The sequence below is a fragment of the Allobaileyella intestinalis genome (assembly GCF_009695865.1).
GTDB classification, from domain to species: Bacteria; Bacillota; Clostridia; order Peptostreptococcales; family Anaerovoracaceae; genus Allobaileyella; species Allobaileyella intestinalis.
In genome coordinates, this window is the sequence record NZ_VUNB01000002.1 from 159,771 (window position 1) to 171,441 (window position 11,671).

An 11,671-nucleotide genomic window follows, 5' to 3' on the forward strand; every position below is an offset into this window, starting at 1 on the left:
TATATACCCTTACATATCGAAGGAAATCAGAACATATCAGAAGGAGTAAATGTGAAAACACTGGTAGGAGGAATTCAAAAATTCTCAACGGAGGACGGCCCTGGCATAAGGACTACGATTTTCCTGAAGGGCTGTCCCCTGAACTGCCGGTGGTGCCACAATCCGGAACTCATAAGCCCGGAGCAGGAGCTGATCAGGATGCCAAACAGCTGTATCCACTGCGGTTACTGCATGGAAATATGTCCCCGAAAGGCCCTGTTTGTAGACAATGAGGGCAGGATAGATGTGGACAGGAACCTGTGTGATAAATGTATGAAGTGCGTAGAAGGATGTTTTGCAGGAGCACTGAAACCAGTGGCGAGGGAGATGACCCCGGAAGAAGCTTTTGAAGAAGCCCTTCAGGACAAAGACTTCTACGATAACACAGGTGGCGGAATTACTTTGAGCGGCGGCGAGCTGCTGACACATCCCCAGTTCGTAAGGGAGATGGCAGATCTGGCGGAAAAGGAAGGAATAGGCCTCTGCCTGGACACATCGGGCTTCGGTGACGGAGACTTTCTTCTGGAACTGGGATTGAGACCTGTGGTTACAGACATCCTGTACGACATCAAAGCTATTGATCCGGAGAAACACAAAGAGCTTACCGGTCAGAGCAACCAGCTGATCATGAACAATCTCAGGAAGCTGGCCGGCCACCCGTCAGTGAGAGCCAAGATCCGCATCAGGATGCCGCTTATAGCCGGCCTGAACGACAGCCGGGAAGAAGGAGAGAAAACAGCGGAGTTCCTCAGCCAGCTGGAAATCAAGAAAGTCACCTTCCTTCCATATCACGACCTGGGAGTAGCCAAAAAGAGAAATATTGGAGGACTTCAGGAGCGCTTTCAGCCTCCAGAAGACGAGAGACTGGAATATTTCAAGGAAGTATTTGAAAAAAAGGGAATCGCCACGGAGATACTGGGGCGGCTGTAGAAAAATATTCACAAGGCGGCGGCATTACTGCTTCCGGCAGAGAAAGCCGGACCGCTGCGTAACAGGAACAAGAGATTATTTTTAAAGGAGACAAAAATGCTTTCACCAAGAATAAGCAGAATGAAGGAAAGACATCTGAATACCATTCCTTGTATAACCGCCGAAAGGCTGGTGCTCCAGACAGAGGCCTACAAGAAATTCGCCGGAGATGCGGTTCCCATCTTCAGGGCAAAGGTAGTCAGATACATAATGGAGAGGATGACCACCTTGATTCTGGACGACGAGCTGATTGTGGGAACAGCCACAAATGCATACAGAGGAGCCAGCCTCCATCCGGAGTTTCAGTCCAGCTCCTGGTACACCAGCGACATTGACGAGTTTTCCACCAGGAAGAAGGATCCCTATTACATTTCTCCGGAAGACAAGAAGACAATTCTGGAGACCCTGCCTTACTGGGAAGGAAAGTCCATGGAAGACCTGGCAGATCAGGTTATGCCGGCACATATCAAGGAACTGGAGAAAGACGATATTATCTGTGTAGGCCTTGAGAACGGCGTCTGCGGAGAGACCACGCCGGATCATGACAAGATCATGGAGCTGGGCCTCCGGGGCTACATGGATGAATGCCGCAGAAATATTGATGCTCACCTTCCTCAGACCCGTGAGGAACAGGAGAAGGTGGACTTCTGGAACGCATGCATCATCCAGTGCGAGGGGCTGATAACCTATGCTCACAGAATGGCAGAGGAGGCAGAGAGGAAGGCTTCTCAATGTGAAAAAAGTGATCCGGAAAGGGCGAAGGAACTGCGGCTGATCGCAGAGAACTGCCGGGTGGTTCCGGAAAATCCGCCTCAGACCTTCTATCCGTTCCTCTGCGTTCTCTTCGTGCTGCTGGTAATCCTTGGCATCGTGCCGAAGATGGGCGGTATCAAGAAGGCGTACGAAAGAGTTGCAACGACCGGTCAGCTGTGGCCTGAATCAAGTAACATGCAGAACCAGGGAGACGAGCTGGGAGAAGTTATGGGCGCCATTACTGACAACAGCAAGAAGGAGGAAAGAGAGGTAGAGCCTCATCTCTGGACCTTCATCGTTCCTATGCTGGTGGTTATAGTTTCAGCTCTCTGGCTGGACGATATTCTTTACGGCGTTACTCTTGGAATTGCCGTATGCTTCGTTACATATCTGCCAACAAGGGTGATGTCACTGAGTTCATTCTGTGACGCCTGCTACAAGGGCCTTGAGGACATGCTGTTCATTGCAGTAGTGCTGGTAACCTCTCTGTTCTACAGGGATTCCATCAATCTGGTGGGACTGCCTCACTACCTCATTAAAATTGCAGGACCTTATATGAACGCTGTATGGCTTCCGGCAATCGCCTTTATTCTTATTGGACTTGTATGCTTTGCAACTGGTAATATCTGGAGCGTTCCGGCTGTTTGCACACCGATCATCCTGCCTCTGGCAGTTTCAACAGGTGCCAGCATTCCACTGACCCTGGGAGCAATCATCTCAGCTGCATGCTTCGGAGCACAGGCCTGCTTCTATTCAGACGTTACGCTGCTGTCAGCCTCCGCATGCAGGATCAACAATGTGGACTATGCAGTGGCCCAGCTTCCTTACATAGGAATTGTTACAGCAATTTCCTTTGTGCTTTACGTTATTGCAGGCTTTGCAATGGCTTAAATAATATAGTGAAAAGTGTATAATAAGACCAGATAAATCTCATTTTGTGCGGAACCCTCCGCAGATAAATGGGATTTTTTCATGAAGTAATTGAATTAATTAATACTAGAGATTGCTTATCAATAAGGATTTACAGGAGATGCTAAATGACTAACCAAGAGAGAGCAGCCAGATTACATGGCAATGGATATAACTGCTGCCAGGCAGTTCTGCTTACATTCTGCGATGAACTGGGAGTGGATCCGGTTACGGCCTTCAAGATAGGCGAAGGATTTGGCCTGGGCATGGGCGGAATGGAGAACACCTGCGGTGCACTGTCTGGAGCCATTATGCTTGCGGGACTGAAGAACAGCGACGGGGATCTGGACCACCCAAAGACCAAGGCCGGCACCTACAGAATTTCAAGAGAACTTACAGAAGCCTTTAAGGAAAAGACCGGCGCTCTGGTGTGCAGGGATCTCAAGGGAATCGATACAGGGAAGGTGCTGTGCAGCTGCCCTAAGTGCATCGATTCTGCCGTTCAGATCGTTGAAGAAATACTGGGACTATAGGAAAATCCCCAGACTCATATTCTGGCGTATAGGGTGATATCCGGAAGGCCCCGGAGCACCAGGAATAAACAAGGCTTTGTCAGGAAACATAACCAAATAGCATGACAGCGCCGGAAGGCAGAAGGACCTGATATGACCATAGCAATAAAACAGAGCTCATTTGGAAAAACCAGCCGCGGGCAGAATGTTACATCTTACAGAATCACCAATTCCCGGGGCCATTACATCACCCTTCTGGACTACGGAGCAATCCTCAAAGATATAGTGGTTCCGGACAGGGCCGGCCGGCTGACAGACGTGGCTCTTGGATACGACTCCATTGGCGGCTACGAGAAAAACCCGCCTCACATGGGAGGAACCATCGGCAGAAACTGCAACAGAATAAGCTCTGGAGAATTTTCCCTGAGTGGAAAAAAATATAATCTTTCTTTGAACGATTCCGGGGTCAACAACCTTCACAGTGGGCCGGAAGGTTACGAGTTCCGCATGTGGAGCACAGCCATAGACAGGGAAAATGGAAGCGTTACTTTTTCACTTGTCAGTCCTGATGGGGACCAGGGCTTTCCCGGACAGTTCAGAATAAACGTAACTTACAGCTTGTCAGAAGATGACAGGGTGACAATCCATTATGAGGGTACAGCTTCTGAAGATACTGTTGTCAACATGACCAACCACAGCTATTTCAATCTTAATGGAGAGGGATCCGGTTCCGTGCTGGGCCACAGCCTGAGAATAATGGCCAGGGGATATACACCTGTAAACAGACATTCCATTCCCCTGGGCACCGTAGAACCTGTGGCTGGCACACCCCTGGATTTCCGAAAGCCCAAGGCCATAGGGCAGGACCTTGAGGCAGATAATGAACAGCTCCGGTTTACAGGAGGCTTTGACCACAACTTCGCATTAGATGGGGATGGGTTCCGGAAGGCTGCGGAAGCCGCTGGAGAAAGAAGTGGCATTACCCTGGCTGTTTATACAGACCAGCCGGGAATCCAGATGTATGCAGGAAACTACCTTTCTGTAGAGAATGGCAAGAAAGGCCACGTGTACGGCAGTCACCACGGCTTTGCTCTGGAGACACAGCATTTTCCGGACAGCGTAAATAATACCCGGTTCCCATCAGTGATTCTCAGAGCCGGGGAATTGTACAGCACCACAACCTGTTATCAATTTGGGGTAACCCATTAGATCAAGACAGGACCCCATGGATACGGAGATTGAAGGAAGGGTGAAACTCTAAGATAGAAGCAAAAGATTTTCTTGGCAAAATCGGGAAGGAAGAAAAATGATAAAGGCATGTATTTTCGATTTAGATGGAACTCTTACCAGAACTCAGGAGTCCATAGCTCGTCCCATTAACATGACCCTTAAATACTACGGACTGCCGGAACAGCCCGTTGAAGACTATAACTATTTTGCAGGAGACGGAATCAAAAATGCCCTTGAAAGGGCGCTGAAAGCCGCCGGAGACACAGAGGCAGCTCATCTGGAAGAGGGGCTTCCTATGTGCCGCAAGTGGATGAACGAGGATCCTCTGTATCACGTGGAGCCCTATCCCCATGTGATAGAGTCTCTCCATGCCCTTAAGGACAAAGGAATCAAGATTGCAGTTTTTTCCAATAAACCTCACGAAAGTGCGGTTAACGTGGTTGAGACGATTTTCGGAAAAGGGCTGTTCGACCATGTTCAAGGGCAGACCGACAGAATACCAATTAAGCCTGATCCTGCAGGAGTATATGAGATCCTTAAAGAATTTGGAGTGAAAAAGGAAGAATGTCTGTATTTCGGGGATACGAACACGGACATGATGACAGGTCACAATGCAGGCCTGTACACCGTAGGAGTTACCTGGGGGTTCAGGCCCAGAGCCGAGCTGGAAGAGTACAAAGCCGACTGCATAATAGATTCAGCGGCGGATATTCCTGGATTAACTGATAAATAAGTAATATAAGCAAAAGAAAAAGCCGCAGCTGTGCGGCTTTTATCGTCTTCGGGATTCTTTGATGGCCCGGTCCATTTTTCTGTCTGCGTCTTTCTTCGCAATAGTTGCTCTCTTGTCGTAGTTCTTTTTGCCTCGGGCAAGGCCGATTTCAACCTTTGCCCTTCCATCTTCGTTAATGTACATGGAGAGGGGAACGATGGTGAGGCTGGTGTTCTTAGTCTCTCCGTAAAGCTTGTTGATTTCCTTCTTGTGAAGCAGTAGCTTCCGGGGCCTCAGAGGTTCCACGTTATATCTGTTTCCCTGCTCGTAGGGGGAGATGTGCATGCCGTAGATTATCAGCTCTCCGTTTTCCACCTTGGCATAACTTTCCTTGATGCTGACCTTCCCCGCTCTTACAGATTTGATTTCTGTTCCTGTAAGCACTATTCCCGCTTCGTAGGTGGCCTCTATGAAGTAGTCGTGGCGGGCCTTCTTGTTGGCTGCCACCAGTTTTCTGGGTTTTCTTGACATTTCTTACACCTGTTATGGATCTTTGACTGATCCTGATCCCTGTTAAATTTTACCGAACTTGCTGAATGGATAGAGCCTGAATACAGCCCTGCCCTTGATGCTGGATGCGGAAACCGGCCCCACTTCGTCGCTGCGGCTGTCCACACTTACAACTCTGTTATCGCCCATGACGAAGTATTTTCCCTTCGGAACAGTATAGTTGTAGATCTGACCGGTAGTGTATCCGTCTTTTAGGTAAGGCTCGTCGTAGGCCCTTCCGTTAATGTAGACCTGACCGTCGGAGATGGTGATGGTATCCCCGGGAAGGCCTATGACTCTCTTGATAAGCAGCTTTGGCTTGCCTCTGTCGTCCAGGAGCTGTGACTGGAAGATGATTATGTCTCCCCGCTCAGGCTGGTGGTGCACATATGCCCGTTTGTACATTATCAGGTAGTCGTTGGGATTAAGGGTGGACTGCATGGATGTCTGCTTTACCACCGTTGGCCTGATGAAAAAAAGAATCGCTGCAGCTATTATTGCTGCTATTACAATATCTTTCAGCAGGTCCAGTGCAACGGAGCCTCTTGATGGTTTATTTGCTGTTTCGGAATTTGTCATTGTTTTTCTCGTTCCTTTGTGTGCGTGTTGATTTTTTCTTGTTCAGTGAATTTCCCCGGCTTTTACCGGAGGTGGTTTTTTCCAGTATATTAATAGCTTCTGTAAAAGTCTGGGGAAGGGGTGCTGTAAACTGGCGTCCCTCCAGATATTCCAAAGGTTCAGGGCAATTGTGAAACTGCAGCCTTGAACTGTGGAGCAGCTGGGTGGAAATGCCGGCTGAAGTCTTAAGGCGCCTGTTAAATAAAGAGGCTTCCCTGGTCTGATATTTAAAATCTCCTGCAAGGGGATGACCAATAGACGCCAGGTGAGCTCTTATCTGATGGGTTCGCCCGGTAACCAGCTGAATCTCCAGGAGTGTGGAGTTCTTCAGCTTTCGCACCGGCACCACGATGGTTTCAATGTCTCTGGAACCGTCGGAATTAACGTGGCCCCTGAGATCTCCGGAAGAGACAACCTTGTCTTCTTTCAGATGGTCTACAGAAAGATCTGAAATAGTGACCTTGTTTGTTCTCTCGTCCTTGGACAGGCTTCCTGTGAGAACCAGAGGCTGGTCCACATGACCATATACGATAGTGGTGTAGTACTTTGAAACATCTCCGCTGCGAATCATGGAATTAAGGGCCCGCAGTGCGGCGGCGTTCTTGCCGAAAAGAACCAGTCCTGTAGTGTTCCTGTCCAGCCTGTTGGCCGGTGCAGGTACGAAGGTCCGTGAGGAACCTGCCTTATATTCACCGGAAGCAATCAGGTAGTCAACGACCTGATTTGCCAGATGGTTCTTCTTCTCGGTGCTGTCGCCGTGAGTAAGAAGGCCAAAAGGCTTGTCGGCAATCAATATGTTTTCATCTTCATATACTACATGGAAATTTTTCTTTACTGAGTTCTTCCTCAGCTTCTCTTCCTTTGATACGGTGAGAGACTTCAGTGTCTCGTCGTCAAGGTAGAGGGTGAGCCGGTCACCTTCGCACAGGATGTATTCGTTTTTTCCCCTGTGGCCGTTGATCTTAAGATCCTTCCTTATTATCTTGTAAACAGAGCCCAGAGTGGCTTTGGAGAGATATTTCCTCATGAAACGGTCAAGGCGCTTTCCACCGTCATCAGGGCCGATGATTATTTCCTTCATATAAAACCTTTTTCGGAATTGAGTTTGAGTGTCCGGGAAGGCCTGTGTCCTGTTAATATGAGGGCACAAAGGCTTCCATGCCATCTGCTGATTTTATCACTGCGGCTGCAGCATTGCAAATTCAAGGCATTGAGAGTTTGCAAAGAATTGGTGAAAAGTTTATACTAAGCGGAGTATACATGGTATTGCTTTGCAGGTAAGGAGGAAGGAATGTCCAGAAGAGAGCGGAATGGGAGATCAGACAGGAGAAGGAACTCCTTGGATAAGAAGAGGAGAAAGCCGAGCCCTCTGAAAGACAGAATCCATGATGTAAATGACATCCTTCTGGCTGTGGTCATTATTCTTGTGGCTGCACTTATTGTTGCATGGAGATTGAAGGTAATACTGGAATATCCTTCCACACTGGCAGAAAACAGCAAGAGCACGGCCACGTCGGAGAGTACTGCAGCACTGCCGGAATCCCCTGAAGCACCAGTTGAAGTTCTGGCCTGAGATCACTATGATCCGGGACACCTGTCTTTGTATGAATAAGGAGAAAATAGCGCCATGATAGAGGCAAAGAACCTGACCATGCTTGTTGACTACTACGAGATTACCATGGCCAATGGTTATTTTCAGTCAGATGTAAGAGATAGCGAAGCCTGCTTTGACATGTTCTTCCGCAGGGTTCCGGATGACGGAGGATTCGCCATAATGGCCGGCCTGGAGCAGATGATAGAATATCTCAACAATTTGCATTTCTCAGATGAGGACATAGAATATCTTCGCTCGAAGCATGAGTTTTCCGAAGAGTTTCTTGAGTATCTGAAAAATTTCCAGTTCAGCTGCGATGTGTGGGCGGTGCCGGAGGGAACACCGGTTTTCCCTCATGAGCCTATAGTGACTGTTAAAGGTCCTCTTATACAGGCCCAGTTCGTGGAGACCATGATCCTTCTCACCATAAATCATCAGAGCCTCATAGCCACAAAGGCTAACCGTATTGTGAGGGCTGCCCAGGGACGGCCTGTTATGGAGTTTGGAAGCAGAAGAGCCCAGGGCGCATCTGCTGCTATTTTCGGTGCAAGGGCTGCATACCTGGCAGGCTGCGCAGGAACAGCCTGTGCCATCGCTGACAGAGATTTCGGCGTTGCAGCACTGGGAACCATGGCTCACAGCTGGGTCCAGACCTTCGACAGCGAATACGAGGCTTTCAAGGCCTATACATCTATTTACCCTGACAATGCAGTTCTGCTGATAGATACATACAACGTGCTTAAATCAGGACTTCCTAATGCCATCAAGGTCTTCAAAGAGCTTAAACCTGCAAAGATGGGAATCAGAATTGACAGCGGTGACATTGCATACCTGACGAAGAAGTGCAGAGAGATGCTGGATAAGGAAGGCCTTGAAGACTGCTCCATAGTGATTTCCAACTCCCTGGATGAATACCTGATCAGAGACGTTATTCTGGAAGGAGCCTGCATAGATTCCTTCGGCGTCGGTGAGAGACTTATTACGTCCAAGTCAGAACCGGTGTTCGGCGGAGTCTACAAAATGGCAGCCATAGAGACCAAGGGGGTTATGACTCCGAAGATGAAGATCTCCGAGAACATTGAGAAGATCACAAATCCGGGATTCAAGAACGTCTTCCGTCTCTATGACAACGAAACAGGGAAAGCCCTGGCAGACGTTATTACCCTTAGAGAAGAAGGCCCTCTCACATACAATGAAAGCTACGAGATTTTTGATGAGCACGCAGTATGGAAGAGAAAGGACCTGAAGAATTTCACTGCCAGAGAACTTCTGGTGAAGATCTTCGACAAGGGCAGGTGCGTATATGATTCACCGTCTCTTGATGAAATAAAAGACTACTGCAGAGAGCAGATTGATACTCTGTGGGGAGAGACTCTCCGATTCGAGAATCCTCAGACTTATTATGTGGATCTGTCCAAGCCTCTGTGGAGCCTGAAGCACGAGCTGCTGAACCAGCACCATGCAAGAGACTGATCGATTCATATATCTTGTTGATTACGAAAGAGGTACGATGATAAGGATATTCGAAAAATTCTGGCATTTTGACATCAGGAAATATTTTACCAGCACCATGCCGAGAAAGGTGGCAGGCATTTTTGTTGTTGCCGCCGTGGCTGCGCTCATGACTGCTGAGATCAGATATCTGATTCCTTCAAGGGTAACGGTGGTTTATGCTTCTGTTGACAGCGGAGACAAGAAGGTGGAAGTAGAGACCAGAGCCGGGAACGTAGAAGGGGCACTTGAAGACCTGAAGGAAGTGAAGAATCCGGGCTTTAAGATCAGTTCCATCGACAAGGTCACTCCAGGCAGGAACCAGGGAGTGAAGAACGGCATGACTGTCCACGTGAAAGAGGCAGTAAAGACTACCGCAGTAATCGGTGGAAAAGAAGAAGAATTTCACATATCCAGAGGAACGGTGGCCGATAATCTGAAGGCCAACGGAATAGAATATTCAGATCAGGACATTGTTACCCCGGCCCTGGACACAGAGGTCACAAGAGATACAAAGGTTCAGGTGCAGAGAGTAGAAAAGGAAACAAAGGATGTTACCGAAACCATCCCTGCTGGAGAAGAAAGTGTTCTGGATCCTTCACTTCCTTCAGGAAAGGTAGTTACATCTAATGGCCAGGACGGCCAGGCAATATATACAGTAACCACAACCTACACTGACGGAGCAAAGACCTCTGAGGAAAAGGCCCTTAAAGAAACTGTAAAGGAAATGACCAACAAAGGCATCCGTTTTGGCACTTCAGCAACGGGACAATCCGGTGCTGTGAACGTAGTCAGAACCTTTACTGGCAATACTACAGCATACTATGCAGGTGAAGGGGCCAGAGGATCTACAGGAGGCATCTGCAAATACGGCACCTGCGCAGTGGATCCTTCTGTAATACCTTATGGAACCAGGCTGTACATAGAAGGATACGGATTTGCAGTGGCAAACGACTGCGGCGGAGCTGTAAAGGGAAATGTAGTAGACTTGTACATGAACAGCACAGCTCAGTGCATATCCTGGGGAAGAAGGCACGTAAAGGTTTACGTTCTGGGATAGAACAAGTCAATAGATTTACATTCTTTTATTGCAAAACAAAATAGGGTGTGCTGCCGGGTGTTATGGAATCCCTCCGGGGAGTAAAATCGTATCCGGGGTTTACCCAGAATGAAATATATAACAGGAGGTAGTACCAATGAAATTAGATGCAGCAGGAAAGGCTTGTCCGATTCCGGTAATCATGGCTAAGAAAGAGATGGATAAGGGAACAAAGGATCTGTCTATCGTAGTAGACGGACAGACTCAGATCGACAACCTGACCCGTCTTGGAGATACGTACGGCAGAAAGGCATCTGCAGCTCCAGAGGGAGACAGATTCCTGGTTACCTTTGAAGACGGAGACGGAACTATCCCTGAGACAGCAAAGAGCTATGATGAGGGAAGCTATGCTGTATTCTTCAATAAAGGCGGAGTAGGAGCCGGAGATGATGAGCTGGGACAGAACCTGGCAAAGATGGCTATCTTCACTCTCAGCCAGCAGGAAGACAACATTCCAAGCTATATTCTGTTTATGAACGGCGGAGTTAAGCTTACAACTGGAATCGAGCCACAGATTGTAGACAACCTGAACACCCTGATTGAAAAGGGAACAAAGGTGCTGGTATGCGGAACATGCCTGAACTTCTACGGTGTGAAAGATGACTGCAAGGTTGGCACAGTAAGCAATATGTATGATATACTGGGCGCTATGCAGGAAGTTTCCAAGGTGATTACCCTGTAAATACACTTGAACTGGAGAGACATCCAGAATGGAACATTATTATCTATACACTTTTGAATCTACTCACGGAGCCATATCCACAGAGAAGCTGATGAAGTCCCTGGGCTGCACCGTAATGCCGGTGCCTCGGAGTATTTCAACTAGCTGCGGGATTTCCGTAAGAGTAGAAACAGAGAAGTTCGATGAATCAGTAAGGCTTTTTAAAGCCGGCAGCGAGCTGGCTGATGATGAGTATACGGTTTACAGTATCGAAAGCGATAAGAAAGCCGGAATATTCAACTTCCAGAAGATCACCATCTAGAGTGCTGGTTCTGACAGAACAATTGGGGAAATAAAACCACTTTCCCCTGCAGAAACATGGAGGAAACACAGAGACCCTGATGGTCTCTGTGTTTTTTTATGCAGCAGAGAAGCAGGGAACATGGTTTTACATACGCGCCGGACTCCGCCGGTTTCTTAATACCATGGCTGCAAGGTTCAAATTCCGGTAAAAATGATGTATTATATTTTGATA

The 11,671-nt window shown here is 48.1% G+C and carries 13 protein-coding genes; 10 read left to right on the plus strand and 3 right to left on the minus strand.

What is annotated here, in order from left to right:
- Window positions 1-51: 51 nt before the first annotated feature.
- The 5 genes from FYJ66_RS02660 (at window position 52) to FYJ66_RS02680 (ending at window position 5,145) form a co-directional block, all read left to right on the plus strand.
- A complete protein-coding gene (locus FYJ66_RS02660) occupies window positions 52-969 on the plus strand; it encodes a glycyl-radical enzyme activating protein (protein ID WP_338071102.1) in 918 nt (305 codons plus the stop codon).
- Window positions 970-1,065: 96 nt separating this feature from the next.
- A complete protein-coding gene (locus FYJ66_RS02665; RefSeq protein ID WP_154571967.1) occupies window positions 1,066-2,652 on the plus strand; it encodes a pyruvate formate lyase family protein in 1,587 nt (528 codons plus the stop codon).
- A gap of 146 nt (window positions 2,653-2,798) precedes the next feature.
- Window positions 2,799-3,203, plus strand: coding sequence for a C-GCAxxG-C-C family protein (locus FYJ66_RS02670; RefSeq protein WP_154571968.1), 405 nt, complete (start codon window positions 2,799-2,801; stop codon window positions 3,201-3,203).
- A gap of 132 nt (window positions 3,204-3,335) precedes the next feature.
- Window positions 3,336-4,391, plus strand: a complete 1,056-nt coding sequence (locus FYJ66_RS02675; protein WP_154571969.1) for an aldose epimerase family protein — start codon at window positions 3,336-3,338, stop codon at window positions 4,389-4,391.
- 97 nt (window positions 4,392-4,488) lie between these two features.
- Complete coding sequence (locus tag FYJ66_RS02680) at window positions 4,489-5,145, plus strand: HAD family hydrolase (RefSeq protein WP_154571970.1); 657 nt, start codon at window positions 4,489-4,491, stop codon at window positions 5,143-5,145.
- A 39-nt stretch (window positions 5,146-5,184) separates the two neighbouring features.
- On the opposite strand, the gene smpB is transcribed toward FYJ66_RS02680, so the two are convergent.
- Genes smpB through FYJ66_RS02695 form a run of 3 tightly spaced genes read right to left on the minus strand, consistent with a single transcriptional unit; the run spans window position 5,185 to window position 7,372 of the window.
- Window positions 5,185-5,655 carry an SsrA-binding protein SmpB gene (gene smpB / locus FYJ66_RS02685; protein ID WP_154571971.1) on the minus strand — a complete coding sequence of 157 codons (471 nt, stop codon included), beginning with the start codon at window positions 5,653-5,655 and terminating at the stop codon, window positions 5,185-5,187.
- A gap of 42 nt (window positions 5,656-5,697) precedes the next feature.
- Complete coding sequence (gene lepB, locus FYJ66_RS02690; protein ID WP_154571972.1) at window positions 5,698-6,252, minus strand: signal peptidase I; 555 nt, start codon at window positions 6,250-6,252, stop codon at window positions 5,698-5,700.
- A complete protein-coding gene (locus tag FYJ66_RS02695) occupies window positions 6,227-7,372 on the minus strand; it encodes an RluA family pseudouridine synthase (protein ID WP_206156971.1) in 1,146 nt (381 codons plus the stop codon). The genes lepB and FYJ66_RS02695 overlap by 26 nt, the downstream gene beginning before the upstream one ends.
- A gap of 210 nt (window positions 7,373-7,582) precedes the next feature.
- Between FYJ66_RS02695 and FYJ66_RS02700 the strand changes: the two genes are divergently transcribed.
- The 5 genes from FYJ66_RS02700 (at window position 7,583) to FYJ66_RS02720 (ending at window position 11,458) form a co-directional block, all read left to right on the plus strand.
- Window positions 7,583-7,864 (plus strand): hypothetical protein, encoded by a 282-nt coding sequence (locus tag FYJ66_RS02700; protein ID WP_154571974.1) that lies wholly within the window; start codon window positions 7,583-7,585, stop codon window positions 7,862-7,864.
- A 54-nt stretch (window positions 7,865-7,918) separates the two neighbouring features.
- A complete protein-coding gene (locus FYJ66_RS02705; RefSeq protein ID WP_154571975.1) occupies window positions 7,919-9,358 on the plus strand; it encodes a nicotinate phosphoribosyltransferase in 1,440 nt (479 codons plus the stop codon).
- Between the two features lie 37 nt (window positions 9,359-9,395).
- Complete coding sequence (locus FYJ66_RS02710) at window positions 9,396-10,436, plus strand: 3D domain-containing protein (protein WP_206156972.1); 1,041 nt, start codon at window positions 9,396-9,398, stop codon at window positions 10,434-10,436.
- Window positions 10,437-10,572: 136 nt separating this feature from the next.
- Window positions 10,573-11,157 carry a sulfurtransferase-like selenium metabolism protein YedF gene (gene yedF / locus FYJ66_RS02715; protein ID WP_154571977.1) on the plus strand — a complete coding sequence of 195 codons (585 nt, stop codon included), beginning with the start codon at window positions 10,573-10,575 and terminating at the stop codon, window positions 11,155-11,157.
- Window positions 11,158-11,185: 28 nt separating this feature from the next.
- Window positions 11,186-11,458: a putative Se/S carrier protein gene (locus tag FYJ66_RS02720; RefSeq protein WP_154571978.1), complete on the plus strand. Its 273-nt coding sequence runs from the start codon at window positions 11,186-11,188 to the stop codon at window positions 11,456-11,458.
- The last annotated feature ends 213 nt before the right edge of the window (window positions 11,459-11,671 follow it).

Bases quoted from the DNA above. Each gene is read 5' to 3' on its own strand.
- FYJ66_RS02665 (WP_154571967.1), top strand. From the start codon at position 1,066: ATGCTTTCACCAAGAATAAGCAGAATGAAGGAAAGACATCTGAATACC.
- FYJ66_RS02670 (WP_154571968.1), top strand. From the start codon at position 2,799: ATGACTAACCAAGAGAGAGCAGCCAGATTACATGGCAATGGATATAAC.
- FYJ66_RS02675 (WP_154571969.1), top strand. From the start codon at position 3,336: ATGACCATAGCAATAAAACAGAGCTCATTTGGAAAAACCAGCCGCGGG.
- FYJ66_RS02680 (WP_154571970.1), top strand. From the start codon at position 4,489: ATGATAAAGGCATGTATTTTCGATTTAGATGGAACTCTTACCAGAACT.
- smpB (WP_154571971.1), bottom strand. From the start codon at position 5,655: ATGTCAAGAAAACCCAGAAAACTGGTGGCAGCCAACAAGAAGGCCCGC.
- lepB (WP_154571972.1), bottom strand. From the start codon at position 6,252: ATGACAAATTCCGAAACAGCAAATAAACCATCAAGAGGCTCCGTTGCA.
- FYJ66_RS02695 (WP_206156971.1), bottom strand. From the start codon at position 7,372: ATGAAGGAAATAATCATCGGCCCTGATGACGGTGGAAAGCGCCTTGAC.
- FYJ66_RS02700 (WP_154571974.1), top strand. From the start codon at position 7,583: ATGTCCAGAAGAGAGCGGAATGGGAGATCAGACAGGAGAAGGAACTCC.
- FYJ66_RS02705 (WP_154571975.1), top strand. From the start codon at position 7,919: ATGATAGAGGCAAAGAACCTGACCATGCTTGTTGACTACTACGAGATT.
- FYJ66_RS02710 (WP_206156972.1), top strand. From the start codon at position 9,396: ATGATAAGGATATTCGAAAAATTCTGGCATTTTGACATCAGGAAATAT.
- yedF (WP_154571977.1), top strand. From the start codon at position 10,573: ATGAAATTAGATGCAGCAGGAAAGGCTTGTCCGATTCCGGTAATCATG.
- FYJ66_RS02720 (WP_154571978.1), top strand. From the start codon at position 11,186: ATGGAACATTATTATCTATACACTTTTGAATCTACTCACGGAGCCATA.